The organism is Streptomyces araujoniae (assembly GCF_050871195.1).
Lineage (GTDB): Bacteria > Actinomycetota > Actinomycetes > Streptomycetales > Streptomycetaceae > Streptomyces > Streptomyces bacillaris.
The window spans coordinates 6994601-7020347 of the sequence record NZ_CP194070.1 but is presented as its reverse complement, the minus strand read 5'-3'; the positions used below and the strand labels follow the sequence as shown (position 1 = coordinate 7020347).

Annotated in this window: 26 protein-coding genes and 1 riboswitch; of the genes, 10 read left to right on the top strand and 16 right to left on the bottom strand. The window is 72.5% G+C overall.

What is annotated here, in order from left to right; all coding sequences use genetic code 11:
• Positions 1 to 9: 9 nt before the first annotated feature.
• On the bottom strand, positions 10 to 873 hold the full coding sequence (locus tag ACQ9ZG_RS29925; RefSeq protein WP_026238234.1) for an ABC transporter permease: 864 nt from the start codon (positions 871 to 873) through the stop codon (positions 10 to 12).
• 253 nt (positions 874 to 1126) lie between these two features.
• Between ACQ9ZG_RS29925 and ACQ9ZG_RS29920 the strand changes: the two genes are divergently transcribed.
• Entirely contained in the window at positions 1127 to 2149 is a 1023-nt protein-coding gene (locus ACQ9ZG_RS29920) for a LacI family DNA-binding transcriptional regulator (protein ID WP_109915603.1), read from the top strand.
• Between the two features lie 19 nt (positions 2150 to 2168).
• On the opposite strand, the gene ACQ9ZG_RS29915 is transcribed toward ACQ9ZG_RS29920, so the two are convergent.
• Genes ACQ9ZG_RS29915 through ACQ9ZG_RS29895 form a run of 5 tightly spaced genes read right to left on the bottom strand, consistent with a single transcriptional unit; the run spans position 2169 to position 6195 of the window.
• The gene (locus tag ACQ9ZG_RS29915) at positions 2169 to 2753 is read right to left on the bottom strand and encodes a GAF domain-containing protein (RefSeq protein ID WP_028418765.1); all 585 of its coding nucleotides are present in this window, start codon (positions 2751 to 2753) and stop codon (positions 2169 to 2171) included.
• Positions 2750 to 3373 (bottom strand): GTP-binding protein, encoded by a 624-nt coding sequence (locus tag ACQ9ZG_RS29910; protein WP_018492060.1) that lies wholly within the window; start codon positions 3371 to 3373, stop codon positions 2750 to 2752. Before ACQ9ZG_RS29910 ends, ACQ9ZG_RS29915 begins: the two co-directional genes overlap by 4 nt.
• A complete protein-coding gene (locus ACQ9ZG_RS29905; protein WP_018492059.1) occupies positions 3351 to 3722 on the bottom strand; it encodes a DUF742 domain-containing protein in 372 nt (123 codons plus the stop codon). Before ACQ9ZG_RS29905 ends, ACQ9ZG_RS29910 begins: the two co-directional genes overlap by 23 nt.
• Before the next feature lie 2 nt (positions 3723 to 3724).
• The gene (locus ACQ9ZG_RS29900; RefSeq protein ID WP_018492058.1) at positions 3725 to 4159 is read right to left on the bottom strand and encodes a roadblock/LC7 domain-containing protein; all 435 of its coding nucleotides are present in this window, start codon (positions 4157 to 4159) and stop codon (positions 3725 to 3727) included.
• A 5-nt stretch (positions 4160 to 4164) separates the two neighbouring features.
• Positions 4165 to 6195 carry a sensor histidine kinase gene (locus tag ACQ9ZG_RS29895; protein ID WP_499281412.1) on the bottom strand — a complete coding sequence of 677 codons (2031 nt, stop codon included), beginning with the start codon at positions 6193 to 6195 and terminating at the stop codon, positions 4165 to 4167.
• A 373-nt stretch (positions 6196 to 6568) separates the two neighbouring features.
• Between ACQ9ZG_RS29895 and ACQ9ZG_RS29890 the strand changes: the two genes are divergently transcribed.
• On the top strand, positions 6569 to 8014 hold the full coding sequence (locus ACQ9ZG_RS29890) for a glyceraldehyde-3-phosphate dehydrogenase (protein WP_109916623.1): 1446 nt from the start codon (positions 6569 to 6571) through the stop codon (positions 8012 to 8014).
• Between the two features lie 215 nt (positions 8015 to 8229).
• On the opposite strand, the gene ACQ9ZG_RS29885 is transcribed toward ACQ9ZG_RS29890, so the two are convergent.
• Both ACQ9ZG_RS29885 and ACQ9ZG_RS29880 read right to left on the bottom strand, forming a co-directional pair.
• The gene (locus ACQ9ZG_RS29885; protein WP_109916624.1) at positions 8230 to 9444 is read right to left on the bottom strand and encodes an MBL fold metallo-hydrolase; all 1215 of its coding nucleotides are present in this window, start codon (positions 9442 to 9444) and stop codon (positions 8230 to 8232) included.
• 96 nt (positions 9445 to 9540) lie between these two features.
• Positions 9541 to 9981: a PPOX class F420-dependent oxidoreductase gene (locus tag ACQ9ZG_RS29880; RefSeq protein WP_109916625.1), complete on the bottom strand. Its 441-nt coding sequence runs from the start codon at positions 9979 to 9981 to the stop codon at positions 9541 to 9543.
• 149 nt (positions 9982 to 10130) lie between these two features.
• Between ACQ9ZG_RS29880 and ACQ9ZG_RS29875 the strand changes: the two genes are divergently transcribed.
• Positions 10131 to 10742, top strand: coding sequence for a TetR/AcrR family transcriptional regulator (locus ACQ9ZG_RS29875; protein ID WP_499281411.1), 612 nt, complete (start codon positions 10131 to 10133; stop codon positions 10740 to 10742).
• Between the two features lie 99 nt (positions 10743 to 10841).
• Here ACQ9ZG_RS29875 and ACQ9ZG_RS29870 read toward each other — a convergent pair whose 3' ends face one another.
• Together ACQ9ZG_RS29870 and ACQ9ZG_RS29865 are read right to left on the bottom strand one after the other, a co-directional pair.
• On the bottom strand, positions 10842 to 11843 hold the full coding sequence (locus ACQ9ZG_RS29870) for a DUF6745 domain-containing protein (protein WP_109914628.1): 1002 nt from the start codon (positions 11841 to 11843) through the stop codon (positions 10842 to 10844).
• 149 nt (positions 11844 to 11992) lie between these two features.
• Positions 11993 to 12319 carry a DUF8820 family protein gene (locus tag ACQ9ZG_RS29865; RefSeq protein ID WP_018492051.1) on the bottom strand — a complete coding sequence of 109 codons (327 nt, stop codon included), beginning with the start codon at positions 12317 to 12319 and terminating at the stop codon, positions 11993 to 11995.
• 334 nt (positions 12320 to 12653) lie between these two features.
• Between ACQ9ZG_RS29865 and ACQ9ZG_RS29860 the strand changes: the two genes are divergently transcribed.
• From ACQ9ZG_RS29860 to ACQ9ZG_RS29835, 6 genes are read left to right on the top strand one after another with little or no spacing between them, the layout of a single operon-like run.
• Positions 12654 to 13613, top strand: coding sequence for an STM4015 family protein (locus ACQ9ZG_RS29860; RefSeq protein WP_109914627.1), 960 nt, complete (start codon positions 12654 to 12656; stop codon positions 13611 to 13613).
• A 5-nt stretch (positions 13614 to 13618) separates the two neighbouring features.
• A complete protein-coding gene (locus ACQ9ZG_RS29855; RefSeq protein ID WP_109914626.1) occupies positions 13619 to 14572 on the top strand; it encodes an STM4015 family protein in 954 nt (317 codons plus the stop codon).
• 22 nt (positions 14573 to 14594) lie between these two features.
• On the top strand, positions 14595 to 15785 hold the full coding sequence (locus ACQ9ZG_RS29850; RefSeq protein ID WP_258312010.1) for an STM4014 family protein: 1191 nt from the start codon (positions 14595 to 14597) through the stop codon (positions 15783 to 15785).
• A gap of 31 nt (positions 15786 to 15816) precedes the next feature.
• Complete coding sequence (locus ACQ9ZG_RS29845) at positions 15817 to 16626, top strand: STM4013/SEN3800 family hydrolase (RefSeq protein ID WP_099218385.1); 810 nt, start codon at positions 15817 to 15819, stop codon at positions 16624 to 16626.
• On the top strand, positions 16626 to 18008 hold the full coding sequence (locus ACQ9ZG_RS29840) for an STM4012 family radical SAM protein (protein ID WP_109914625.1): 1383 nt from the start codon (positions 16626 to 16628) through the stop codon (positions 18006 to 18008). The genes ACQ9ZG_RS29845 and ACQ9ZG_RS29840 overlap by 1 nt, the downstream gene beginning before the upstream one ends.
• A gap of 7 nt (positions 18009 to 18015) precedes the next feature.
• Positions 18016 to 18948 (top strand): STM4011 family radical SAM protein, encoded by a 933-nt coding sequence (locus ACQ9ZG_RS29835; protein ID WP_109914624.1) that lies wholly within the window; start codon positions 18016 to 18018, stop codon positions 18946 to 18948.
• A 26-nt stretch (positions 18949 to 18974) separates the two neighbouring features.
• Here ACQ9ZG_RS29835 and ACQ9ZG_RS29830 read toward each other — a convergent pair whose 3' ends face one another.
• Both ACQ9ZG_RS29830 and ACQ9ZG_RS29825 read right to left on the bottom strand, forming a co-directional pair.
• Entirely contained in the window at positions 18975 to 19802 is an 828-nt protein-coding gene (locus ACQ9ZG_RS29830) for an SGNH/GDSL hydrolase family protein (RefSeq protein WP_028418753.1), read from the bottom strand.
• A 171-nt stretch (positions 19803 to 19973) separates the two neighbouring features.
• On the bottom strand, positions 19974 to 20975 hold the full coding sequence (locus ACQ9ZG_RS29825) for a LysM peptidoglycan-binding domain-containing M23 family metallopeptidase (protein ID WP_499281410.1): 1002 nt from the start codon (positions 20973 to 20975) through the stop codon (positions 19974 to 19976).
• 3 nt (positions 20976 to 20978) lie between these two features.
• Positions 20979 to 21139: riboswitch (cyclic di-AMP (ydaO/yuaA leader) on the bottom strand.
• Positions 21140 to 21550: 411 nt separating this feature from the next.
• Here ACQ9ZG_RS29825 and ACQ9ZG_RS29820 point away from each other — a divergent pair.
• On the top strand, positions 21551 to 22363 hold the full coding sequence (locus tag ACQ9ZG_RS29820; RefSeq protein WP_018492042.1) for a tyrosine-protein phosphatase: 813 nt from the start codon (positions 21551 to 21553) through the stop codon (positions 22361 to 22363).
• Positions 22364 to 22367: 4 nt separating this feature from the next.
• Here ACQ9ZG_RS29820 and ACQ9ZG_RS29815 read toward each other — a convergent pair whose 3' ends face one another.
• The 4 genes from ACQ9ZG_RS29815 to hpnH all read right to left on the bottom strand — a co-directional run bounded on the left by ACQ9ZG_RS29815 (position 22368) and on the right by hpnH (position 25742).
• Entirely contained in the window at positions 22368 to 22544 is a 177-nt protein-coding gene (locus ACQ9ZG_RS29815; protein ID WP_165272950.1) for a DUF6126 family protein, read from the bottom strand.
• A 109-nt stretch (positions 22545 to 22653) separates the two neighbouring features.
• A complete protein-coding gene (locus tag ACQ9ZG_RS29810) occupies positions 22654 to 23262 on the bottom strand; it encodes a helix-turn-helix domain-containing protein (protein ID WP_028418751.1) in 609 nt (202 codons plus the stop codon).
• Between the two features lie 66 nt (positions 23263 to 23328).
• Positions 23329 to 24726 carry an aspartate aminotransferase family protein gene (locus ACQ9ZG_RS29805; RefSeq protein ID WP_109916275.1) on the bottom strand — a complete coding sequence of 466 codons (1398 nt, stop codon included), beginning with the start codon at positions 24724 to 24726 and terminating at the stop codon, positions 23329 to 23331.
• Positions 24723 to 25742 carry an adenosyl-hopene transferase HpnH gene (hpnH, locus tag ACQ9ZG_RS29800; protein WP_018492038.1) on the bottom strand — a complete coding sequence of 340 codons (1020 nt, stop codon included), beginning with the start codon at positions 25740 to 25742 and terminating at the stop codon, positions 24723 to 24725. The genes ACQ9ZG_RS29805 and hpnH overlap by 4 nt, the downstream gene beginning before the upstream one ends.
• Between the last annotated feature and the right edge of the window lie 5 nt (positions 25743 to 25747).

Below are 25747 nucleotides of genomic sequence, written 5' to 3'. Positions count from 1 at the left end.
GTGCTGGCGTCAGTACGTGGTGGTGGCCGAGGTGTCCCGGCGGCTCGCGTGCCACGGGAGCAGGAGCTTCTCCGCGATCTCGACGACGACGAAGAGGACGACGCCGATCAGCGACATCACCAGCAGCCCCGCGAAGAGCATCGGGGTGTCGAGGTTGCCGTTGGCCTGGAGGATCACATAGCCGAGGCCCTCGTTCGCCCCGACGAACTCCCCCACGACGGCCCCGGTCACCGCGAGGGTGACGGCCACCTTGAGGCCCGAGAACAGATGCGGGAGCGAGGCCGGGAAGCGGATCTTCACGAAGGTCTGCCAAGGCTTCGCCCCCATGGTGGCGGAGAGTTGGAGCATCTCCGGGTCGACGGCCTTGAGCCCGGTGACCATCGAGATCACCACCGGGAAGAAGGCGATGAGGACGGCGATCAGGATCTTGGGGGCGATGCCGAAGCCGAGCCACACCACGAAGAGCGGGGCGATGGCGATCTTCGGCACGACCTGGGCGAAGAGGAGGATCGGGTAGAGCGTGCGCTCGACGGTGGACGAGTACACCATCACCACCGCCGCGAGCACCCCGACGGCGACCGCGATGACGAAGCCGAGGAGCGTCTCGTACGTCGTCACCCAGCTGTGCTGCCAGAGATAACCCGCCTTGCCCGTCAGGACGTCGAGGGTCGCGCCGGGCGACGGTACGAGATAGGGCTCGACCACCTCGGCCGCCGCGACGGCCCACCAGAGTGCGAAGCAGGCGAGCAGCAGCGCCACGGGCCGCCAGCTCCGTTCCGCCGCCCGGGCCAGCCGCTCCCCCGCCGTGGGGCCCGCCCGGTGGGCGACCCCTGCCACCTCGGCGGGCCTCTTGGCCAACACACTCCCACTCACGGTGAACTCCCTGGATAACGAGGGTAGTTGTGACGAGCTGCGCCTTGCTGCGATGCTGCTGCCGGTCGGCTGAACGCGCTTTCAGAAAGCGCTTTCTGATAAGGTGCCGCCACGCTAATGACTCGCCGCGCACACGGTCAAGAGGCCGTCCGCAAGTTTCGGAACCTGCCACCGCCGCACCCTGGGGGCCGAGTTGAGTGAACGGGAACCATCGCCCCGCCCCACCGAACGCCGCCGCGCCCGGGCCCCCCACGTGACGCTCGCCGCCGTGGCCCGCGAGGCGGGTGTCTCCCCGGCCACCGCCTCCCGGGCGCTCAACGGCACCACCCGGGTCCGCGAAGAGCTGCGCGGCCGGGTGCGCGCGGCGGCCGATCTCCTCGGCTACATCCCCAACGCCCACGCCCAGGCGCTGGCCGGCACCGAGGGGAACCGTACGGTCGGGCTGATCTGCCACGACGTCGGCGACCCCTACTTCGCGGGCATCGCCGGCGGGGTGATGCGGGCGGCGGCGGAGCAGGACCTGCTGGTGATGCTCGCCTCCACCTTCCGTGAGCCGGCCCGGGAGATCGCGTACGTCTCGATGCTGCGGGCCCAGCGGGCGCGGGCCATCCTGCTGATCGGCTCCGGGTTCCAGGACCGGGCCTGGGAGCGGGCGATGGACGCGGAGCTGGGTCCGTATCTGCGCGCGGGCGGACGGGTCGCGGTGGTCAGCAGGCACCGGTCGCTGCGGGTGGACACCGTGCGGCCGGAGAACCGGGCCGGGGCCGCCAAGCTGGCGAAGGCGCTGGTGGCGCTCGGCCACCGGGAGTTCGCCGCGCTCACCGGTCCGCCCGAACTGACCACGGTGGCGGACCGGTTGGCCGGTTTCCGGGACGGGCTGGCGGAGGCGGGGATCGGGCTCGGCCGAGTGGTGCGCGGGGCGTTCACCCGGGAGGGCGGGCATGACGCGGCCCGGCGGTTGCTGGCCGCCGGTGGCTCCCGGCCGACGTGTCTCTTCGCGGTGACCGACGTGATGGCGGTCGGCGCGCTGGCCGCGCTGCGCGAGGCGGGGGTGCGGGTGCCGGAGGACATGTCGCTGGCGGGGTTCGACGACATCCCTCTCGTACGGGAGTTGTCGCCGCCGCTGTCCACGGTCGCACTGCCGCTCGCCGCCATGGGCGAGCGCGTCATCGCCCTGGCCCTGCGCACCCCTTCGGGGGCCGGGCGGTCGCGGGTGGTGCGGGTCGACGGAGAGGTGGTGCTGCGGGGCAGTACGGGTGCCCCGCCCGGGAGTTGAGGCGCGCGGCCCCGGATGGTCAGGGGTTCCGGTAGCCCTCCCGGTGGTCGATCTGGCGGACGAGTTCCTGGGCGAGGGACTTGATGGTGTCGAGCCCGGCGCGGCCCCAGGGGCGGGGCACGGTGTCCACGGCGCAGACGGTGCCCAGGGCGATCCCCGTACGGTCGATGAGGGGTGCGCCGAGATAGGAGCGCACGCCTATGTCGTCGACGACCGGATTGCCGGCGAAGCGCGGGTAGTCGCAGACGTCGTCCAGGACGAGGGCCTTGCGGCGCACGACGACGTGCGGGCAGTAGCCGCGGTCGCGGGCCATGTAGCGCGCGCTGCGGCTGCTGCTCGCCGCGGTGGCCCCCAGGTCCCGCCCGCCGCTGTTCCCCGCCGGGGTGTGCAGTCCCGCGAAGAACTGCCGGTTCTCGTCAATGAAGTTGACCATCGAGAAGGGGGATTCGGTCACTTCGGCGACCTTGTCGGCGAAGGCGTCGAAGTTGTCGAACGAGGCGTCGGCCCGTTCACCGAGGTCCAGCCTCCGCAGCCGCTCCGCGCGGGCCGGGCCGTCCCGGTCGGCGGGGGTCAGCAGCATCCGGCCGGTGGCGAAGGACGTCACTGGTGGGCTCCGAAGGCCTGGAGCGGAGCGGGCGCGGAGGTGGCGTTGATCAGATGCTGTACGAGGGTGACCAGCGCTCCCGTACCGGAGCTGGCGATCCGGGCGTCGCACAGGACGACGGGGACCGCGGGTCCGAGGTCGAGTGCGGCCCGGATCTCCTCGGGTTCGTAGCGGTAGGCGCCGTCGAACTCGTTGACGGCGACGATGAAGCCGATGCCTCGCCGCTCGAAGAAGTCCACGGCGGCGAAGCACTCGGCCAGCCGCCGGGTGTCGGCGAGCACCACGGCGCCGAGCGCGCCCTGGGAGAGCTCGTCCCACATGAACCAGAACCGCTCCTGTCCCGGCGTGCCGAACAGGTACAGCACATGCTGCTCGGAGAGCGTGATGCGGCCGAAGTCCATGGCGACGGTGGTGGCCGTCTTGGACTCGACGCCCTCCAGGTTGTCCGTGCCCACACTGACCTGGGTGAGCAGCTCCTCCGTGCTCAGCGGAGCGATTTCGCTGACCGCGCCGACGAAGGTCGTCTTGCCGACACCGAAGCCGCCCGCGACCAGGACCTTGAGGGCCACGGGGAAGAACTCGGCGGTTCCGGTGCGGTCAGAGCTGTCGTCGTAAACCATCGAGCACTGCCTCCAGCAGGGATCGGTCGGTGGGTGTGTCATGGAATGCGGGGGCGTGCGCGGTGACCGCGCCGCAGTCGACCAGGTCGGAGAGGAGCACCTTGGTGACGACCGCGGGCAGCCGGAGGTGTGCGGCGATCTCGGCGACGGACATGGGTCCCTCGCACAGTCCGAGGGCCACGGTGTGCTCGGGGCCGAGGTGGATGTCCGGTTCGATGCCCGTGGCCATGACCAGGGAGAGCAGATCGAAGCCGGTGGACGGCCGGGTGCGGCCGTTGCTGACGGTGTACGGGCGGATCAGCCGGCCGGCCGCGTCGTCGAGCAGGGGCCCGTCCTGCGGGGCCGGCACCCTCACAGCCCCGGGGTGAACGGGGCCCCGGCCGGCTGGCGGAGCGGGGTGGTCAGATAGGGCCGGACGCTCTTGACGAGCATCGCCATCTCGTAGCCGAGGACGGCGGCGTCCGCCTCGCGTCCGGCGAGGACGGCGAGACAGGTGCCGGATCCGGCGGTGGAGACGAAGAGCAGGGTGGAGTCGAGTTCGACGACCACCTGCCGGACGTCGCCGTTGTCCCCGAAGCGGGCCCCGGCGCTGCGGCCCAGGGAGTACAGCCCGGCGGCCAGGGCGGCCATGTGGTCGGCGCTGTCGGGGTCCATGCCGTGGACGGATTTCACCAGTCCGTCGGCGGAGAGAAGCACCGCGCTGCGCGTGTAGGGCACGCGCTGGACCAGTCCGCTCAGCAGCCAGTCCAGGTCCGAGACCTGACCGGACGCCATGTCGCTCGCCATCGTGTCTACTCCTTGAAGGTCGTGTCTTTACGGGGTTCCGGCACGGTGTGGCCCGGCAGGAAGGGGGCGTGCCCGGTCTGCGGGCGTCCGGGGGACGCGGGCGCTCCGGCGGCTCCTCGTACGGGGAGGGGGGCGAGGGTCTCCAGGGGGGCGTCGAGCGCGGTGGGCGCGGCCGGGTCGCCGTAGCCGGTGGTCTCGTCCTCCTGCGCGTTCTGCGCCTCGGCGAGGTCGACGCCGCGCCGGAAGGCGGCCATGAGGCCCGGGTCGTGCAGGGCGTGCTCGTCCTCGACCCGGGGGGCGGGCGCTTCGCGGAGCTGCGGAACGAGGTGTTCCTGGTTGGAGCGCTTCGGCAGCTCGGGGCGGGCGGCGGGCGGTGCGGGCCGGTCGACCCGCTGGGGGGTGAAGGGGGCCGGGGCGGTCCGGTCGGGGGCGGCCCCGGGGGGCACGGTCCGGTCGGTTGCCGGGAGCGCGGACCCGTCGGTGACGGCTGCCGGTGCGGCGGTCCGGTCGGGGGCGGCCGCGGGCGGTGCGGGCCGGTCGGCGCGCAGGGGCAGGGGTGGGGCCTCGGCGCGCGGCCCGGGCGTGCGGCTCTCGGGTGCGGCGTGGGCGTGCGAACCCGGGGCCTGGGCATCACGCGGATGACCGGCGGGCGCCTGGGCCGCGGGGACTGCGGCCTGCGGGGGTGCGGCCCGGACCTGCGGGGGCGCGGGCGGGGCCGGGGTCCCGTCGTCGGCGGGCGGCCGGTGCACGGCTCCCGGGGGCGGTACGGGGGCGGTGCCCGGGGCTGCCGGGTTCTCGGGGTCGGCCCCGAGGAGGGTCTGCGGCAGGACCAGGACCGCCTGGGTGCCGCCGTAGATGTTGCTCTGCAGGCGGACGGCGATGCCGTGGCGGCGGGCCAGGGCCGAGACGACGAAGAGACCGATCCGGCCGTCCTGGAGCAGATGGGCGACGTTGACCCGGTCGGGGTCGGAGAGGAGCGCGTTCATCCGGTTCTGCTCGTGGTCGGGCATTCCGAGGCCGCGGTCCTCCACCTCCAGCGCGATGCCGGCGGTGACGCGCTGGACGCGCAGCAGGACCTGGGTGTGCGGGGCGGAGAACACCGTGGCGTTCTCGACCAGTTCGGCCAGCAGGTGGATCACGTCGGCGACGGCGTGGCCGCGCAGGGTGCCGTCCATCGGCGGGACGAGCTTGACCCGGGGGTACTGCTCGACCTCCGCGATGGCCGAGCGGAGCACCTCGGTCATGGTGACCGGGTTGCTCCACTGGCGCCGGGAGACGGCCCCGCCGAGGACGGCGAGGTTCTCGGCGTGGCGGCGGATGCGGGTGGCGAGGTGGTCGACGTGGAAGAGGCCCTTGAGCAGGTCGGGGTCCTCGACCTCGTGCTCCAGCTCGTCCAGGATCTGGATCTCGCGGTGGACCAGGGACTGGAGCCGGCGGGCGAGGTTGACGAAGACCTCGACCTTCTGTTCGTTGCCCGCCGAGCTGACGAGCTGGGAGGCCTGGACGACGGCGGTGACCGCGGCGTCCTGGGCCCGGCCCATCTCCTGGGCGAGCAGGTCGAAGGCGTCGCCGTCGGGGGTGGCGGGCGGGGGCACGGGCCGCCGCGGTCCGACGGGCTCCCCGGCCCGGAGCTGCTCGACCACCCGCTGGATCTCGGCCTGGCCCTGGGCGCTGGTGCGGCGGAGCGTCAGCGCCCGGTCGAGCACGGCACCGGCCACCCGGTGGGCGCCGAGGTAGGCGGCGGCCACCGCGGCGACGGCCAGGGCCGCCGATCCGCCGAGCGCGGCCCAGAGGCTCGGGGACGGGTCGACCGCGCCGTCGCGGATGGTGAAGATGACGGCCGCCGCGCCGCTGAGCAGGGCGGCGACGGTGGGGAGCAGTGCGGTACGCAGCAGTTGTGGGCGTACGCGGGACTCGGCGGAGGGCTGTGCGGCGCGCGGCCTGCTGGTGCCCGAGTGGGCGCGAGCGCCGGGGCGGCCGTGCCGCCCGCCCTCACGGCGGTCCGGTCGCGCGGCGGGTGCGCGAAGTTGAGACATCAGCGTCCTCGGTACAGGGGGCACCCGAAATCGGCGTTCCCGGCGCCCCTGTCGGCGTTCATACGGTGTTCATGCGGTGGCACCGACGGTGGTGGTTCCCGTTCGGACCGGCGGTCGGCCGGTCCGGGGTACAGGAACCCCCCGTTGATCACCGAGCACACACGGTAGTCGCCACCAACCTGTGTGCGACGGGCAGTTGTGGAACTTGCCCGCCATCCGTCCCGCTCTGGTATGAGCCCTCGCACGAGCGCCCGATTACGCCGCATTGACACCGGTGCGCCCACCCGGCCGATCCCCCGAGGGGGACCACCTGAAGGATGATCGGACCGGGGCGGCTACCATATGAGCGCCGCCTAGCTCGAAAGATAAACACGTGACTGTCAATGACGACTCGTTCACCAACTGGATGCACCGCGAGGAGATCGCGGAGTCGATGATCCCGATCATCGGGAAGCTGCACCGCGAGCAGGACGTGAATGTCCTGCTGCACAGCCGCTCCCTGGTGAACAAGTCGGTGGTCAGCATCCTCAAGACCCACCGCTTCGCCCGGCAGATCGCCGGTGAGGAGCTGTCCGTCACCGAGACGATGCCGTTCCTCGAGGCGCTGACGACGCTGGACCTCGGCCCCTCCCAGATCGACATCGGCATGCTGGCCGCGACCTACCGGGCCGACGACCGCGGCCTGTCGGTCGAGGAGTTCACCGCCGAGGCGGTCGCCGGGGCGACCGGTGCCAACAAGATCGAGCGCCGCGACTCCCGGGACGTCGTGCTCTACGGCTTCGGCCGCATCGGCCGCCTGATCGCCCGGCTCCTCATCGAGAAGGCCGGTTCCGGCAACGGGCTGCGGCTGCGCGCCATCGTCGTACGCAAGGGCTCCGGCCAGGACATCGTCAAGCGCGCCTCACTGCTGCGGCGCGACTCGATCCACGGCCAGTTCTCCGGCACGATCACCGTCGACGAGGCGAACAGCAAGATCGTCGCCAACGGCAACGAGATCAAGGTGATCTACTCCGACGACCCGACGGCGGTGGACTACACCGCGTACGGGATCAAGGACGCGATCCTGATCGACAACACCGGCCGCTGGCGGGACCGCGAGGGGCTCTCGAAGCACCTGCGCCCCGGCATCGCCAAGGTGGTCCTGACCGCTCCGGGCAAGGGCGACGTCCCCAACATCGTCCACGGGGTCAACCACGACACGATCAAGGACGACGAGCAGATCCTCTCCTGCGCGTCCTGCACCACGAACGCGATCGTGCCGCCGCTCAAGGCGATGGCGGACGAGTACGGCGTGCTGCGCGGCCACGTGGAGACCGTCCACTCCTACACCAACGACCAGAACCTGCTGGACAACTACCACAGCTCCGACCGCCGTGGCCGTTCGGCGGCGCTCAACATGGTCATCACCGAGACCGGTGCGGCCTCCGCCGTGGCCAAGGCGCTGCCCGAGCTGGACGCGCCGATCACCGGCAGCTCCATCCGCGTCCCGGTGCCGGACGTCTCGATCGCGATCCTGAGCCTGCGCCTGGGCCGTGAGGCGAGCCGCGAGGAGGTCCTCGACTACCTGCGCAACGTGTCGCTGGCCTCCCCGCTGAAGCGCCAGATCGACTTCATCAGCGCCCCCGACGCGGTCTCCAGCGACTTCATCGGCTCGCGCCACGCCTCGATCGTCGACGCGGGCGCCACCAAGGTCGACGGCGACAACGCGATCCTCTACCTCTGGTACGACAACGAGTTCGGCTACTCGTGCCAGGTCATCCGGGTCGTCCAGCACGTCTCAGGCGTCGAGTACCCGACGTACCCGGCCCCGGCGGCCTGACCCCGTACGCCGTCCTCCCGCGAGGCGGACGGCGGCACCCGCCCCACCACGGCGACGCGGGCCGGCACCCCTTCCGTACGGGGTGCCGGCCCGCTCGCGTCCGCCAGCTGCTGCGGGACGGCGTGGTGGGGGCGGGGGCGGATGCTTGCCCCGTCCCCGACGGCTACCGTGTCCCGGCTCCGACGGTCACCGTGTCCCGGCCCCCGCCCCGGGGGTCAGCGCTCCCCGGCGACGTCCAGATCCCGCCGCACGACCGGGGCTGAGCCCGGGACCGGATCGGCCTCCGCCTCCGCCGTACGCCAGCGGGGCGGCGCCATCGGGGCGGAGACGGGCCGCCACCAGGGGGCCACCGGAAGCACGCCGGCCGGTTCGAAGGGTTCGCCCGGCCGGGGGAAGGCCGCCGCCTGCTCGGCCTCCTCGGCGACGTCCTTCGTCCACTCCGCGGGCTCGGCCCAGGCGTGCGGGGCGAGGTTGAAGGTGCCCCAGTGGATCGGCAGGAGCACCCCGTGCGGGCCTCCGCCCTGGAGGTCCAGGTGGGCGCGCATCCCCTCGGCGGGGGTCATGTGGATGTCCGGCCAGTACTCCGAGTAGGCGCCGATCTGGATCATCGTGGCGTCGAAGGGGCCGTGCTCGGCGCCGATGTCCCGGAAGCCGGGGAAGTAGCCCGTGTCGCCGCTGTGGTAGATGCGGTGCTCCGGGCCCCTGACGGACCAGGAGGCCCACAGGGTGTGCTGGTTGTTCCGCAGGCCACGGCCGCAGAAGTGGCGGGCGGGGGTGGCGGTGAGGCTGATCCCGTTGACCTTCGCGGTCTCGTTCCAGTCCAGTTCGCGCAGCCGGTCCGGAGCCACTCCCCAGCGCTCCAGATGGGCGCCGACCCCGAGCGGCACGGCGAAGACCGTGCCGGTGCCCGCCAGGGCGCGGATCGTCGGCAGGTCGAGGTGGTCGTAGTGGTCGTGGGAGATCACCACCACGTCGACGTCACCGAGCGTGGTGAGCGGCACGGGCACCGGGTGCAGCCGCTTGGGCCCGACGAAGGGGAACGGGGAGCACCGGTCGCCCCAGACCGGGTCGAAGAGCACCCGTCGGCCGTCGATCTCCGCGAGGACGCTGGAGTGGCCCATCCAGGTCAGCCGCAGCCCGCTGGCAGGCGGCGCGGCCAGATCCGCGAGGGTGGTGGCGTGGACCGGCACGGTGCCGGCCGGCGCCCTGCGGATCCGCTGCTCCTTCTGGAAGTAGACCTTCGCGAACTCCAGGGTGGAGCCGGACGGCCGGGTCCGGGCACCCAGCGGGTTCTGGAAGACCCCGTCGGCGAAGTTCGGCGAGTTCAGGATGCGCTGCAGCCGCGCTCCCGAGGGATCGGCCCCGAAGGGCTCGGAGCGCATCGAACGCAGCTTCGTGCGGAAGGGGACAAAGTAGTCGGCGCCGGTCACAACATCTCCAGGGGGAGTCGGTGTCGTCTCATTATCGTCGGACTGTCCGACAGGGCGAGAAGAGAGCGGTGAACGGAGCAGCCCGCGGGCGGCCCCTCAGCCACGCGGCTGTCCGTACACGTGCTCGATGCGCAGGGTGAGCACCACCCTGCGGTCCGCGACCATGGCGCGCCGGTAGTCCGCCCAGTCCGGGTGCTCGCCCCGCACGTCCCGGTAGAGCGCGATCAGGGACTCCACCGTGGCGTCGTCCGGCTCGGCGGCGGGCGGGGTCAGCTCGGCGGTGCCCTCCGCGACGGTCCAGGCCCAGCGGTCGCCACTGGTGACGTGGTAGCTCGCGCGGGGGTCGCGCCGGAGGTTGCGGGTCTTCGCCCGGCCCTCGGTGACCGACACCCGGATCGCCCGCTCGGCCGGATCGTAGGCGTGGCTCACGTTGGACAGCTGGGGCCGCCCGTCCCGCTTGAGAGTGACCAGCACTCCCCCGTCCTGCTCACCGATGAGCGTGAGCAGCGCTTCCTGGTCCGGTTCGAATGACGTCATGAACGGTCCAACGTGCCTGCCGCCGCCAGGATTCCGGCCCGGCCGCCTCGGCGGGGTGCGTCCCACCCGGGTGGCGCCGTCGCGTCGTCCCGGGGACGGCATGGTCTGCGGTGACCGGCAGTGACCAGGACATTGATTAGGGTGGTCGGGTGGCTAGAGTCCGGTTGAACGTGGCGGAGCGGCGCGAGGAGCTGCTGCGGGCGACGGTCGAGCAGATCGAGATCCGCGGGGCCTCCTCCGTGCGCATCGCCGATGTGGCGTCCGCGCTGGGGGTGAGCAACGCGCTGGTGCTCTACCACTTCACGACCAAGGAGAAGCTGGTCGCCGCCGCCTTCGCGTACGCGGCCGAGGCCGACCTCGCCCATCTGCGCAAGCTGCTGGCCCGCCGCACCACCGCCGTACGCCGCCTCCGCGCCGCCGTGCGGTGGTACGCGCCGACCGGGCAGGCCAAGGGGTGGCGGCTCTGGATCGAGGGGTGGGCCGCCTCGCTGCGGGAGCCCGCCCTGCGCGAGGTGGCCGGCGACCTCGACCGGCGGTGGAAGACGGAGCTGGCCGGGGTCATCGAGCAGGGTGCCGCCGCCGGGGAGTTCCGGTGCCCGGACCCGGAGTCGGCGGCCTGGCGGCTGACCGCCCTGCTGGACGGTCTGGCCGTGCAGATGACCTCGTACGAGGGTCCGCTGCCCCGGGCCACGATGCTGCGCTGGACCGACCAGGCGCTCGCCCGCGAGCTGGGCATCGACGAGTCCGCGCTGACCGCCTGACGCCCGTGTCCCGACGGTGCCCCCGCGCGCATCCAGGCACCTCACCGGCCCGCCCCGGCGCCTCGGCTGCCCCTGCTCCTCTCCCCCTTCCCCACCGCCTCAGGTCTGGCGGACCGGGGCGTAGGCCGCGCCCTCCAGTCCGAACGTCCAGGCCACCCCGTCCTTGGCGGTCCGCGTCCCGGGCGGCACGCGCAGCCAGTACGTGCGGTGGGTGCCGTCGGGCTCCGGGGTGGAGTTGACCACCTCGACCATCACCACGTCCTCGTCCCCGTCGAGGGCGATGCGCCAGAGGATGCCGGTCTCGTCGCGGTGGACGGGCTCGGCGCCGGACTCCGTGAGGTAGCGGTCGTAGCCGTAGTACTCCAGCATCACGCGGCGCAGCTCCGCGTTCTCCTCCTCGCGGATGCGCTGCGGGGTGAGCGAGGCCAGCTCCGCCAGGAACGCGGCGGGCACCGGCATCCCCCGCCAGGCGTACAGGGCGAACCCGTCCCGGTAGGCGAGGGCCGGTCCCTCCCCGTGGTCGAGCCGCCCCGCCTCGTCGCGGTGCAGGACCTCCGGCCGCTCGCTGATCACCACGGCCCGCTCGTAGGGCCACCACCAGCCGGCGGTCCGGGCCACCTCGGCCAGACCGGCCAGCCGGTCACCGCGCCCGTCGAAGGCGGCGAGCCAGGCGGCGTCGTGCTGGCCGAGCACCGCGTCGAGCAGCACCAGCCGCACGGCGCCCTCCTCCGTGGGCCGGGGCGCCAGATCGGCGACGACCCCGGCCCGTATCCGCTCGGCGAGCGCGGCCGTGGTCTCCCAGAGCTGCGCCCCGGTGGCGGACCAGAGGGCGGACCAGCCCGCCGGGCCCAGCTCGTCGTACATCCGCCGGCGCTCCTCGGCCCACGGCCGGGTGCGGACCTCCTCGCGCACCGACCGTCCGGCGTCGGTGAGCTTCTCCACGGCCTCGACGGCCGCCCGGGGCGACTGGGCCCAGACGATCCGCTCGGGCTCGGCCAGTCCCGCCAGACGGTAGGCGCGCCGCACGCCCTCCTCGGCGGCCGCCCGGTCCGCCGCGCCGGTCGCCGCCGCCACGTCCCGCCAGGAATTCACGTGCTGCATCGGTTGTCCCCGTCCCCAGTTCGCTGTGTGCTCGTCGTGCTCGGTTGTCGTCGTGCTCGGTAGTCGTACTCGGTCTGCCGTACCCGGTTCGTCTGCGGCGGGCGCGCCCGGTCGTGGTGACCGGTCCGCCGCCGGTCTCCCCGCGGGCGTCAGTCCGCGACGATGCGGACCGCGCCGGGCGCGTACTCCCGCTGGCGCACCACCCGGAACCAGCCCTGCGGCAGCGCGATCGTGGCGTGCTCCTCGTGCACCACCCGGCCGCCTTCGGGGAGATGGAGCAGCATCGGGCCGAACGGCCCCGCCTCCCGGATCAGCCGGCCGGGCCCCTGCACGGCGTGGGCGTGGCCCGTCACCTCGCCCAGCGCGAGCACCAGCCGCCCCCGGCCGTCGCGCAGTTCGCCCGACGCCTTGAGGAAGGGGGCGGGCACCGCCGACTCCTCCAGCGCCATGATCAGTACATCGCCCTGCCGGTACACAGACGTCTCCCCTCGGTCGCGGCACCCGCTGTGCCGGCCACGGGAAAAACGCTACGGGCAGGGTCTGACAACGGGCCCCCGCAGCAGGCTCGAAGCGGCCTTCCGCAGGGCTCGGAGCGGCCCGCCGACGGGATGCCGGAGCGGCCCGGCCGACAGGTTCCGAGCGCTCCGCCGACGGACTCCGAGCGGCCCGGCGGCAGATCCCGAGCCGTCCGGGCGACACGTCCCGACCGGCCCGTCGGGCGGTCCTCAGCGGTCCCGGTCGCGGCATTGTCAGTGCGGCTTGATAAACCTTGCGGACATCAGCAGTCCCCAGGATCAGGAGCTCAGGGCCATGTACGGTGCGCAGCATCTGCACGAGTTCGGCGGCCTCCCCGCCGTCGACTTCCAGCACACGGGCGCCGGGGGCTCCCGGCCCGCCGCCCACGCCGCCGCCTGGCGCGTCTCCGTCGAACCGTACGGCGACGACGACCGGGACCGGCCGTGGGCGGACGAGTTCGCGGACTTCCTGGACGCGGTCGACCCGGCCGGGGTCAAGGCCCTGATCATCGGCCAGTGGGGCGAGGCGTACGAGGAGGACTCCTCGGTCCCGATCGGCCTGGTGATCGCCGCCGCCGACCGGCTGACCTCGCTGGAGGCGGTGTTCGTCGGGGACCTGGAGGCGGAGCAGGCCGAGATCACCTGGATCGAGCAGTCGGACGTCACGGCCCTGCTGACGGCTTTCCCGGCGCTGACCGAGTTCGGGGTGCGGGGCGGCACCGACCTGGTGTTCCCGCCCGCCAAGCACGAGCGGCTGCGGTCGCTGACGATCCAGGCGGGCGGCCTGCCCGCACAGGTGGTCCGCGGAGTGATCGACAGCGAACTGCCCGCGCTGGAGCGGCTCGACCTGTGGCTCGGCGTGTCGGCGTACGGCGGTGACACGGAGGTCGCGGACCTGGCGCCGCTGCTGTCGGGCACCCGCTTCCCGCGCCTGCACCACCTGGGGCTGCGCAACAGCGAGGTGCAGAACGAGATCGCGGCGGCCGTGGCCTCGGCGCCGGTCGTCGCCCAGCTCCGGACGCTGGACCTGTCGAACGGGACGCTGGGCGACGAGGGCGCCGCCGCGCTCCTGGAGGGGCAGCCGCTCACCCATCTCGAAGTGCTCGACCTCCACCACCACTTCCTCACCGAGGCGATGGAGGAGCGGGTCCGCGCGTCGCTGGAGCCGCACGGAGTGCGCGTCGACCTGTCCGAGCGGAGCGAGCCGTGGGGCGACCGCGGCGCCGAGGGCCGCTACACGGCCGTTTCGGAGTGAGTGTCATGACCGACATCGATATCGAGCATCCCGACCACTTCCACGGCCTGCCGGTCCAGATCTGGGCGGCGTCCAGGGCTCGGCCCGCCGCCGACTCGGTGGCCTGGCGGCTGGAGACCGACTACGACGAGCAGACCGACTTCGCCGTCCTGTGGCAGCGGTTTCTCGACACCGTCGACACGGCACGGGTCCGGGCGCTCCTCGTCGGCCCGTGGTGGGACGGGGACTACAGCTCGTTCGAGCCCGTTCGGGACCTGCTCGTCGCCCACGCCGACCGCTTCCCGGCCCTCCGCGGCCTCTTCCTCGCCGATGTGGTGGGCGAGGAGTGCGAGGTGTCGTGGCTGCAGATGTGCGACGTCACCCCGGTGCTCGAAGCGTTTCCGCTGCTGGAGGAGTTCACCGTACGCGGCTGCGGCCAGGAAGGGCTGGCGCTGCGGCCGGTCCGTCATGCGCCGCTGAAGACGCTGCGCTTCGAGTCCGGCGGGCTCCCCGGTGACCTGGTGCGGGCCGTCGCCGCGAGCGAACTGCCCGCGCTGGAGCGGCTGGACCTCTGGTTCGGCAGCTCGTGGTACGGAGCCGACGCCACGGTCGAGGACATCGGACCGGTCCTGGCGGGCGGCACCTTCCCCCGGCTGCGCCACCTGGGCCTGCAGAACAGCGAACTCCAGGACGAGATCGCGGCGGCCGTGGCCTCGGCGCCCGTCGTGGCCCAGCTGGAGACCCTCGCCCTGTCCATGGGCACCCTCAGCGACACGGGCGGGGAGGCGCTGCTGAACGGGCAGCCGCTCAACCACCTCACCACGCTCGACCTGCGCCACCACTACCTCACCGACCCCGTGCTCGACCGGATCAGGAAGGCCTGCGCCCCGGCCGTGGTCGAGGCCGACGAGGCCGAGGACGACTACGCGGACGAGGGAGACGACGAGGAGCCGGAGCGCTATGTCGCGGTCAGCGAGTAGCGCGAAGGCGAACGTCCCCGGGATGAACGTCAGCGGGGCGAAGGGCAGCGGGGCAGGCGCATCCGGCGTGGGCGCACCCGGGGGCGCGGAGGCCCCGCGCTTCGCCGTGGTCGGCAATCCGGAGAACCGCCGGGTCGCCTTCTTCGAGGAGGCCGTGCGGGCCGCCGGGCTGCCCCCGGCCCGGGTGGTCCCCTGGCTCCAGGTGCTGGGCGGTGGGGCGGCGTTCGAGCCGGGCGAGACCGTACGGATCGACTCGCCCGGGGAGAACGCCGAGGTGGAGCGGCTGCTGCGCGGGGTGGACGACCCGACCCGGGTGGAGGGGTCGGCCCGGTGGTACGCCGCGTTCCGCACGGCGGCGGACGAGGTGGCACGGGCCGCCTCGGCCGTCGGCGCCACGACGCTGGCCTCCCCCGGTGACCTCGCCGCGCTCTTCGACAAGCGGCTCTGCCATGCCCGCCTGCAGGCGGCGGGGGTCGCCGTGCCCGCCTCGCCCACCTCGGGGCCGCACGGTGCGCAGGTGCGGGGCTGGTCCGACGTACGGGCGCTGATGCGGGAGCACCGGATGCCCCGGGCCTTCGTCAAGCTCGCGCACGGCTCCTCCGCCTCGGGGGTGCTGGCGGTCGAGACCGCGGGCCCCGGCCGGGTCCGGGCCGGCACCTCGGTGGAGCGGGACGGCGAGGGGAGGCTCTTCAACTCGCTGCGGGTGCGCCGGTACACCACGGAGCAGGAGGTGGGCGCACTCGTGGACGCACTGGCCCCGGACGGGCTGCACATCGAGCGCTGGCTGCCGAAGGCGTCCCAGCGGGGGCGCGTCGCCGATCTGCGGATCGTGGTGGTGGGCGGCCGGGCGACCCACGCCGTCGTCCGCACCAGCCTCTCCCCCATGACCAACCTCCACCTCGGGGGCGCCCGCGGCGATCTCGACGAGGTGCGGGCCGCCGTGTCGGCAGTGGGCGGCTGCTGGCGCGAGGCGCTGGCGATGTGCGAGCGGGCCGCCGCCTGCTTCCCGGGGACGCTGTGCGTGGGCGTCGACCTGCTGCCCGCGGCCGGCTGGCGGCGCTTCGCCGTCGGCGAGGTCAACGCCTTCGGTGATCTGCTGCCGGGGCTGACCGGGCTGCCGGGCAGCGGTGCCGAGGGGCTGGACACCTATGCGGCGCAGGTCGCCGCCGTACTGGACCGAACGAGGAACGACCATGCCGTCACGTCTCTCTGACCCCCCACGCCCCGACAGGGCCGAGCCCGACATGGCCGGGGTCGTGGGCAGTCACGACCTGCTGCTGGTCACCCTGGACACCCTGCGCCACGATGTCGCCGTCGAGCTGGCCGCCGCCGGGCGCATCCCCAACCTCGCCGCCCACCTCCCCGGCGGTGTGTGGGAGAAGCGGCACGCGCCGGGCAGCTTCACCTACGCCTCGCACCAGGCGATGTTCGCCGGGTTCCTGCCGACGCCCGCCGCCCCCGGCCCGCACCCGCGGCTCTTCGCGGCCCGGTTCGCGGGCAGCGAGACGACGGCGGACGGCACGTTCGTCTTCGACACCCCGGACCTGGTGTCGGGGCTCGCCGCCGAGGGGTATCGCACGGTGTGCATCGGCGGGGTCGGGTTCTTCAACCGGCAGGGGGCCCTCGGGTCGGTGCTGCCCGGGATGTTCCAGGAGAGCCACTGGGAGCCGGAGTTCGGGGTCGCCTCCCCCACCTCGTTCGAGGAGCAGGTGGCCCGGGCCGAGAAGGTCGTCGCGGAGCTGCCCCGGGAGCGGCGGCTGTTCCTCTTCGTCAACGTCTCCGCCCTGCACCAGCCGAACTGGTTCCACACCCCTGGCGCGACCCGCGAAGCGGGTGACTCCCGGGCCACGCACGCGGCCGCCCTGGAGTACGTCGACCGGCACATCGGCCGGCTCTTCGCCGCCGCGAGCAGCCGCCGCCGGTGCTTCGCCGTCGTCTGCTCCGACCACGGCACGGCATACGGCGACGACGGCTACACCGGCCACCGGCTCGGCCACGAGGCCGTCTGGACCGTGCCGTACGCCCATTTCTTCCTGGAACCGGGGGCCTCCTGATGACCACCAGCACCACCGCGGCGACCGGCGTACCCGGCGTGAGGCCGTACGAGAGCTACGTCTACGCCTATCCGCACAAGACGGCCTACCGCCCGCTGCCGGAGCGGCCCGCGCTGCGGGAGCTGTGGGCGGCCGAGCGGAAGGACGCCCTCTCCCTCTACCTGCACATACCGTTCTGCGAGGTCCGCTGCGGCTTCTGCAACCTCTTCACCCGGATCGGCGCGCCCGAGGAGCTGACGACCCGCTACCTCGACGCCCTGGACCGGCAGGCCGTGGCCGTACGGGACGGGCTCGGCGACGAGGAGCCGGTGCGGTTCGCGGCGGCGGCCTTCGGTGGCGGGACGCCGACCTTCCTGACGGCGGGCGAGCTGGAGCGGCTCTGCGACATCGCGGAGAAGCGGATGGGCGCCGACCTGCGGGCGGTGCCGCTCTCGGTGGAGACCTCGCCGTCCACCGCGACCGCCGACCGGCTGGCGGTGCTGGCCGACCGGGGCACGACCCGGATCAGCATCGGGGTGCAGAGCTTCGTGGACGCCGAGGCGAAGGCGGCCGTCCGCCCGCAGCGCCGGGCCGATGTGGAGGCTGCCCTCGGCCGGATCCGGGACGCCCGGATACCCCTGCTGAACATCGACCTGATCTACGGCATCGACGGCCAGACCGAGCGCACCTGGCTCACCTCGCTGGACGCCGCGCTGGCCTGGCGGCCGGAGGAGCTGTACCTCTACCCGCTGTACGTCCGCCCGCTGACCGGCCTCCACCGGCTGGGCGCGGGCGTGAGCGGCCCGGAGGCTGAGGCCCTGGAGCAGGCGGCCTGGGACGAGCAGCGGCTGCGGCTCTACGCGGTGGGCCGCGACCATCTGCTGGCGCACGGCTACGAGCAAGTGTCGATGCGGATGTTCCGCCGGGCCGACGCCCCCCAGGAGGGTCCCGAGGACTACGCCTGCCAGACCGACGGCATGATCGGCCTGGGCTGCGGGGCCCGTTCCTACACCTCCGCCCTGCACTACTCCTTCGACTACGCGGTCGACATGCGGGAGATCCGCTCCATCATCGACTCCTTCACCGCCACCCAGGACTTCTCCCGGGCCGAGGTCGGGCGGTACGTCGACGAGGAGGAGGCCCGCAGGCGCCACCTCCTCCAGTCCGTCCTCCAGGCGGCCGGTCTCCCCGTGGCCGACTACCGCGCGCGGTTCGGTACGGACCCGTGGGCGGACTTCCCCGCCGAGCTGGCGGGGTTCGCGGCCCGGGGCTGGCTGGACGAGGGGGCGCCGGAGGGGCTGCTGCGGCTCTCCGCGTCGGGCCTGGCCCACTCCGACGCGCTGGGGCCCGTGCTGTTCTCGCCCGGGGTGCGGGCGGCGATGGCCGCGTACGAGCGGAAGTGAGCGGGCCGTGGACCTGACCATCCTCTACCGGGGCCCGCTGGCCTCGTGCGACTACGACTGTCCGTACTGCCCGTTCGCCAAACGGCGGGACAGCCGGGCGCAGTTGACCTCCGACCGGGAGGCGCTGGAGCGGTTCACGGGGTGGGCGGCGGCGCAGACCGACGACCGGCTGTCGGTGCTGTTCACCCCGTGGGGCGAGGGACTGGTCCGGTCCTGGTACCGGCGGGCGCTGACCGAGCTGTCGCATCTCCCGCACATCGGCCGGGTCGCCATCCAGACCAATCTGAGCGGCCGCACGGCCTGGCTCGCGGACGCCGATCCGGAGCGGATCGCGCTCTGGTGCACGTACCACCCGGGGCAGACGCCGTACGAGCGGTTCCTCGGCAAGTGCCGTGAGCTGTCGGCCCGGGGCATCCGGTTCAGTGTGGGCGTGGTGGGGTTCGAGGCCCATCTGGAGGAGGCCCGGCGGCTGCGGGCGGCGCTGCCCCCGGAGGTCTACCTCTGGGTGAACGCCGCCGAGGGGCGGACGTACACGGACGAGGAGGCGGCGCGGTGGACGGAGCTGGACCCGCTCTTCCCGTACAGCAGGCATCCGCACCGGTCGGCCGGGCTGCCCTGCCGGACGGGCGAGTCCGTGATCTCGGTGGACGGCGAGGGGACCGTGCGGCGCTGCCACTTCGTCAAGGCCGAGCTGGGCAATCTGTACGACGGCAGCTACCGCCGGGCGCTCGGTCCGCGGGCCTGTCCGCTCGCCGTCTGCGACTGCCACATCGGCTATGTGCACCTGGAGACGCTGCCGCTGTACGACGTCTTCGCGGGCGGTGTGCTGGAGCGGATACCGGCCGGGCCGGGCGGGGGCCCGGCGCCGGACGGACCCCTGGTCCCGGGCCCGACCCGGCGTACGCTCCCCCTGCTGAACCCTGAGCCCCTGAATCCCTGAGAACCCGAGCCCCTGGGCACCTGCTGCTACAGCGGCAGCAGGTCCGGGCGCTTGGCCTCGACGTGGTCGCCGGACGACTCGCCGCGCAGCCGCCGCCCGATCCACGGCACGAGGTACTCCCGCGCCCACTGGATGTTGTCGCGCCCCTCGTGGAAGGTGCTGCGCTGGGCCTGCGGCGGCCAGGGCTGGTCCGGGTCGGCCGGGACGTCGTGGCCGAGGACCTGGGCGGCGCGCAGCGCGACCCGGGTGTGGCCCTCGGGCGAGAGGTGGAGCCGGTCGGCGTCCCAGGCGCGCCGGTCCTGCACCGAGCGCAGCGACCACAGGTCGAGCACCGGGCAGCGGTAGCGGTCCGCGATGGCCCGGAGGTGGACGTTGTACGTGGCGATCTTGCCCCGCATATGGCGCAGCACCGGGACGCCCCGGGTGTCGAAGCCGGTGGTGATCATGACGGAGCCGACCGCCTCGGTCAGCTCCGCGACGGCCTTCTCGTACCGCTCGGCCAGGTCGTCGGGGTCGGTGCCGGGCCGGATGATGTCGTTGCCGCCCGCGCAGAAGCTGACCAGGTCGGGGGCCAGCTCCTTGGCGCGGGGGATCTGCTCCTCGACGATCTGGTCGAGGAGGCGTCCGCGTACGGCGAGATTGGCGTAGCGGAAATTCCCGTGCCGGGTCTCGTCCGGGTTCGTCGCCGCGTCGGGGGCGGGGAGCCGGTCGGCGAGGAGAACCGCGAACCGGTCCGCCCAGCCGACAAAGGTGCCGTCGGGGCCGGGGTCTCCGACGCCTTCGGTGAAACTGTCCCCGATCGCCGCGTACGACCCGATGGTGTTCTGCTGCTGGGTTCTCGAATCGTCTGCCACAAGCACATATCCTGCACCGTTCAATGTGACCTACGCGACCGTAATACGGGGTTGACGGGTGGTGACATAGACCACCCGGTCTGATTTGGGTAAAGCCGGAATAAGTAGAGGGCGGTGTGCCACAGCACACCGCCCTCGATCACTTCACGCCCGGTGCGGGCCGCCCTCGGGTCAGAGGGAGACGCCGTGCTGGCGCAGGTAGGCGACCGGGTCGACGTCCGAGCCGTAGCTCGGGCCGGTGCGGACCTCGAAGTGGAGGTGCGGACCGGTGGAGTTGCCGGTGGAGCCGGAGAGGCCGATCTGCTGGCCGCCGGTGACGGTCTGGCCGGTGGAGACGTTCAGCGAGGACTGGTGGGCGTACTGGGAGTACATGCCGTCCGCGTGGCGGATGACGACCTCGTTGCCGTACGAACCGCTCCAGCCTGCCGAGACCACGGTGCCCGGGCCGATGGCGCGGACGGGGGTGCCGGAGGCGGCGCGGAAGTCGGCACCGGTGTGGTAGCCGCTGGACCAGCTGGAGCCGGAGGCGCGGTACTGGGTGGTGACCTGGGCGCTGTCCAGCGGGGCGGTCCAGCCGGAGCCGGTGGACTGCGAGGCGCCGGTCTGGGTGGTGGCACCGCTCCGCTTCTGCGCGGCGTCCGACTCGTCGGCCGAGATGGTGTCGCCCTTGGGCGCCTGCTCGGCCTTCTTCGGCGCGGCCTTGGGGGCGGCCTTCTTCTCGGCCTTCGGGGCGGACCTGGGCGCCGGGGCGGCCTTCTTGGCCTCGGAGGGCGCGGCGGAGCCGGCGGCCTTGGCGCCGAGGGTGAGCTTCATGCCCGGGAAGATCAGGCTGGGGTTCTCGCCGACGGTGGAGCGGTTGTCCTGGTACAGCTTCTGCCAGCCGCCCTTGAGCTGGTGCTCGGCGGCGATCTTCGCGAGGTAGTCGCCGGAGACGACGGAGTACGTCTTCGGGGCGGCCTTCGCCTTGGCGGGCGCGGCCTGCGGGGCGGCGGCCGGCACGACCGCGGCCGTGGCGGCGGCGGGCTTGACGGCCGGGGCGGCCTTCTCCGCTGCGTGGGCGCCGGTGGCGCCGATCAGCGGGAGGGCGAGTACGGCGCCGCCGGTGCCCGCGGCGAGGACGCCGCGGGTGATCGGGCCGGACTTGGGACGGCGGTGCTTACCCTGTGCGGGCATGGGGAAGTTCCTCTCCGGCGCCTGCGAGGTGAGCTGTCGGGTTCGGGCTGGAGATGCCCGGCCGCTGGATGGCGGCTTCACCCCTAGCCGGTCCGGATCGCTCCGGGCCGGCGGCTTACCTGGTTCCCCCGCTCCTGCCACACGTGAGTGGGTGGGTGCGAATTCCGGGCGGCGGCAGGATTAGGCGGTCCGTCCGGATTGACGGTGACCGTAAACGAGTCAGGACGACGGGAACAAGCCGTCGGTTGCCTCCCGGAATCATCGATTCAATTCCGCCCCGGATTTCCCGTCACACTCCGTGGATTACGGATCTTGGCTTTCCGTACGGATCCCGGGAAAACGACCGGGCTCCGTCGCCACGGTCCGTCACGGATATGATCCCGCTCACCTAGGGAATCCCATCTCCCCCATTAGCGGGGCATGTTCTGCGAAATGCACCAATACGGACATGCCGTCGGCACCACTTCTGACACTCCGTCATCCGGCCCATGATTTTCGGCCGAATCGATGTCGTATCGTCACAGGAGCGCCCTCGCCGGAGAGCCGCGCCGACGCCAGAGACTTCAGGAGCCACCGTGACGCAGCAGGTGCCGCAGGTCCCGCCGACCGAGACCGCACTGAACGGAGTCCGCAACTTCCGCGACGTGGGCGGGCTCCCCACCACGGACGGGCGGCGCACCGCCTTCGGCCGGCTCTACCGCAGCGGCCACCTGGCACACGCCACCGCCGAGGACGCGGCCTTCCTCTCCGGGCTCGGGCTGCACACCGTCTTCGACTTCCGCAACTCCGCCGACCACCAGCTCGACGGATACGACATCGAGTTGGCCGGTGTCCGCAATGTCAGCATTCCGCTCTCGGATCCGGCCGACGGAGCCGAGTTCTGGCGGCTGGTGCGCGACGGGAACATCGAGCAGCTGCGCTCGATCCTGGCCGGCGGCAAGGGCACCGAGCGGATGCTCCACATGTACCGCGCGACCATCGTGGACCGCACCGCCGAGCACAGCCGCGTCCTCCACGCCCTGGCGGAGGACAGCGTTCCGGCCCTGATGCACTGCGCGGCGGGCAAGGACCGGGCGGGGCTGTCGATCGCGGTCTCGCTGCTCGCGGTCGGCGTCGAGCGCGAGGCGATCGAGGCGGACTACCTCAAGTCCAACGACCCGCACCGCCGGTACAAGGTGAAGCGCACGGACATGTCCGCGACGGGGATGTCCCCCGAGGTGATGGAGCTGCTCAACCCGCTCTTCGGGGCCCAGTCCTCCTACCTCGCGGCGGCGTTCACGGCCATCGACGAGACCTGGGGCTCGACGGACCGCTATCTCTCGGAGGGACTGGGCGTCTCCGCCGCCACCCGGGAGCGGCTGCGCGAGCGCCTGCTCGACCAGGGCTGAGCGGCTACTCCGCGCCCGCCACCATGAAGAGCAGGTAGAGGAAGGCCGCGATCACATGGCCGACCACCAGGTAGGCGATGAGGCGGATCACCAGACCGCGCGGCATCCGGCGCTCCTGCGCGTCCTTCGTGGCCTTAGGCCGCCGGGGACTCAGCGGGTCGTAGTGTTCGGAATCGGACATGACGGTCCTCTCTGCCGGTCTCACGGCCGGTGGGTACGAAGGGTCCGGAGGTACGGGGGTCCGGAGCGCGGAGGTCCGCAGGTGTGCGGGGCCGCGGTGGTACGCGGGGTCAGCGCGCGTGGAGGGCGTTGCCGAGGCACAGCTCGGCCGCGGGGCTCTGGAGCAGGGAGTGGACGAAGAGCAGCTCCGCCCCGCCGCGGTCCAGGGCCGCGATCCGGTGCGGGGTGAGCGAGTCGAAGTGGGCGCTGTCGCCCGGGTCCAGATCGTGCACGGTCTCCCCCAGCGCGACCCGCAGCCGTCCGCCGACGACGTACAGCCACTCCTCACCGGGGTGCACGCGGACCAGGTCGCCCTGGGCGCCGTACGGGACACGGACCCGCAGCGCCTGCATGGCGCGGCCGGGGCTGCCGGCCCGGCGGTACATCCAGCCGTCGGCCTCGGCGCCCTCGAAGGCTCCGCCCCGGATGACCGCGTCGCGCTCGGGGGGCTTCTCGCCGAGCAGCTCGGAGACCGTCGTACCGTAGATACGGGCCAGGCCCAGCAGCATCGGCAGCGAGGGCTGGCGGCGGCCGGTCTCCAGCCGGGAGAGGTGGGCCGGGGAGAGTCCGGCCCGCTGGGCGGCGGTCTCCAGGGTGAGGCCGCGCCCGCGGCGCAGTTCGCGCAGTCGGGGGGCGACGCCGGGAAGCTCGTCGGCCGCCCCCTCGTCCTGAGGGTTCATGGTTCCATTGGGCCAGGAACTTTCCTCCCGGGCAAATAAATTGCCCGGGAGGCAAATCCCTCGGCCTCAGCGGTTGGCCACGGCCTGCTTGACCAAGGTCCGGCCGAAGTCCCACATCAGCCCGCCCCCGCTGTGGGCGTCATCCATCACCTCGGTGAACGCCGTCACGAAGCGGTCCACCTCCGGCTCCCCGATGATCAGCGGCGGGATCAGCTTGATCACTTCCAGATGGTCGCCGGAGACCTGGGTGAGGATGCGGTGCTTCTGGAGCAGCGGCACCACGACCATCTGGGCGAAGAGCCCCTTGCGGGCCGCCTGGAGCATGGTCCAGCGGCTGCGGAGCTTCAGCGAGGACGGGCGGCCGAACTCGATGCCGATCATCAGCCCGCGCCCCCGCACCTCGTGCAGCAGCTCGTAGCGGTCCACCAGGGCCGCCAGCCGCCCGCGCAGCAGGTCCCCGGTGCGCCGGGCGCCCGCGACGGTCTCCTCGTCCTCCATGACGGAGAGCACCGCGAGCCCCGCCGCCATGGCCTGGGCGTTGGAGCCGAAGCTCGCGGAGTGGACGAGGACCCGGTCCATCGAGGAGTAGACCTTGCGGAAGATCCACTCCTTGCCGAGCGTGGCGCCGACCGGCACATAGCCGCCGGAGAGCGCCTTGGCCACGCAGACGAGATCGGGCTCGACCCCTTCCTCGTGCTGGTAGGCGTAGAAGTCACCGGTCCGCCCGAGACCGGTCTGCACCTCGTCGGCGATCAGGAGCGCCTTGTGCCGGTGCAGCAGCTCCTGTGCCTCGCGCAGGAAGCCGGGAGGCGCGGCGTGCACTCCCTTGCCCTGGACGGGCTCGACGACCAGGGCCGCCACGTCGCCGCGCTTCAGCTCCCGGCGCAGCCCGTCCAGGTCGCCCAGGGCGATCGGGGTGTCGGGCAGCAGCGGGGCGAAGCCGTCCCGGAAGCCGCGCTCGCCGTTGACCGAGAGGGAGCCGGTGGTCAGCCCGTGGAAGGCGTGGTCGCAGTAGAGGACCCGGGGCTTCCCGGTGGCGTACCGGGCGAACTTCAGGGCCGTCTCGACCGCCTCCGTACCGCTGTTCCCGAAGAAGACCCGGTCCAGGTGCGGGCTGTGGCCGAGCAGCTTCTCCGCCAGCAGTCCGGGCAGCGGCTGGCAGTCGAAGCGGGTGAGGTCGGCGAGCTGGGCGTCGAGCACGTCGTGCAGGGCCCGGCGGACGACCGGGTGGTGCCGGCCGAGCCCCATGACGCCGAACCCGGCCAGCATGTCCAGGTAGTCCTGGCCGTCGGCGTCCCAGAAGTACGCGCCCTCGGCCCGCTCGTAGACCTTGTCGAAGCCGATGGTGTGCAGCATGCGCGGCAGCTGGTGGTTGAGGTGGCGTGCGTGCAGCTCGTACCGCTCGCCCCCGCGCTCCGCCAGCAGCCGCCCGAGGTCGAAGCCCTTTGGCCCGCCGTCCGTCACCGGTTGCCGCCGACGCTCTCCCGGGCCGCGCGCAGCGACTCCTTGAGCGATCCCATGGTCGCGAGGACGGCGGTGGGCTCGTAGCCGCAGTGGGCCATGCAGTTGGCGCAGCGCGGGTCCTTGCCCCGGCCGTACTTGTCCCAGTCGGTCTCCTCGATGAGCTGACGGTACGTCGGTACGTAGCCGTCGCTCATCAGGTAGCAGGGGCGCTGCCAGCCGAAGAGCGAGTAGTTGGGGATGGCCCAGGCGGTGCACGGGAAGTCCGCCTTGCCCTCCAGGAAGTCCAGGAAGAGCGGCGAGTGGTTGAGCCGCCAGCGGGCCCGGTTGCCGCCCGCGAAGGCCTTCTTGAAGAGTTCGCGGGTCTGGTCGACGCCGAGGAAGTGCTCCTGGTCGGGCGCCTTCTCGTAGGCGTAGGCGGGCGAGATCATCATCTCGTCGACCTTCAGGTCGTCGTTGAGGTAGTTGAGGACCTCGATGATGGTCTGCGGGGTGTCGGTGTTGAAGAAGGTGGAGTTGGTGGTGACCCGGAAGCCTCGCCGCTTGGCCTCCTTCATCGCCTCCACCGCCTCGTCGAAGACGCCCTCCTTGGCGACCGACTCGTCGTGCCGCTCCCGCAGTCCGTCGATGTGCACGGCGAAGGCGAAGTAGGGCGAAGGGGTGAACTTGTCGAGCTTCTTCCGCATGAGCATCGCGTTGGTGCAGAGGAAGACGTATTTCTTCCGCGCGACGAGCTGGCGCACGATCTCGTCGATCTGCGGGTGCATCAGCGGCTCGCCCCCGGCGATGGAGACCATGGGGGCACCGGATTCGAGCACCGCGCCCACGGCCTGGGCGACCGGCATGCGCTGCTTCAGGACACCGGCCGGGTGCTGGATCTTCCCGCAGCCCTCGCACGCGAGGTTGCAGGCGAACAACGGCTCGAGCTCGACGATCAGGGGGAACTTCTCACGCTTGCGGAGCTTCTGCTCGAAGAGATACGTCGCGACCTTGATGGACTGACGGAGCGGCATGGCCATCTGGC

Coding starts and splice junctions, on each gene's coding strand:
- ACQ9ZG_RS29910 (WP_018492060.1), bottom strand. CDS start 3,373: ATGGTTTACGACGACAGCTCTGACCGCACCGGAACCGCCGAGTTCTTC.
- ACQ9ZG_RS29900 (WP_018492058.1), bottom strand. CDS start 4,159: ATGGCGAGCGACATGGCGTCCGGTCAGGTCTCGGACCTGGACTGGCTG.
- ACQ9ZG_RS29895 (WP_499281412.1), bottom strand. CDS start 6,195: ATGTCTCAACTTCGCGCACCCGCCGCGCGACCGGACCGCCGTGAGGGC.
- ACQ9ZG_RS29880 (WP_109916625.1), bottom strand. CDS start 9,981: ATGACGTCATTCGAACCGGACCAGGAAGCGCTGCTCACGCTCATCGGT.
- ACQ9ZG_RS29870 (WP_109914628.1), bottom strand. CDS start 11,843: ATGCAGCACGTGAATTCCTGGCGGGACGTGGCGGCGGCGACCGGCGCG.
- ACQ9ZG_RS29860 (WP_109914627.1), top strand. CDS start 12,654: ATGTACGGTGCGCAGCATCTGCACGAGTTCGGCGGCCTCCCCGCCGTC.
- ACQ9ZG_RS29855 (WP_109914626.1), top strand. CDS start 13,619: ATGACCGACATCGATATCGAGCATCCCGACCACTTCCACGGCCTGCCG.
- ACQ9ZG_RS29850 (WP_258312010.1), top strand. CDS start 14,595: ATGAACGTCAGCGGGGCGAAGGGCAGCGGGGCAGGCGCATCCGGCGTG.
- ACQ9ZG_RS29845 (WP_099218385.1), top strand. CDS start 15,817: ATGGCCGGGGTCGTGGGCAGTCACGACCTGCTGCTGGTCACCCTGGAC.
- ACQ9ZG_RS29840 (WP_109914625.1), top strand. CDS start 16,626: ATGACCACCAGCACCACCGCGGCGACCGGCGTACCCGGCGTGAGGCCG.
- ACQ9ZG_RS29825 (WP_499281410.1), bottom strand. CDS start 20,975: ATGCCCGCACAGGGTAAGCACCGCCGTCCCAAGTCCGGCCCGATCACC.
- ACQ9ZG_RS29815 (WP_165272950.1), bottom strand. CDS start 22,544: ATGTCCGATTCCGAACACTACGACCCGCTGAGTCCCCGGCGGCCTAAG.
- ACQ9ZG_RS29810 (WP_028418751.1), bottom strand. CDS start 23,262: ATGAACCCTCAGGACGAGGGGGCGGCCGACGAGCTTCCCGGCGTCGCC.
- hpnH (WP_018492038.1), bottom strand. CDS start 25,742: ATGGCCATGCCGCTCCGTCAGTCCATCAAGGTCGCGACGTATCTCTTC.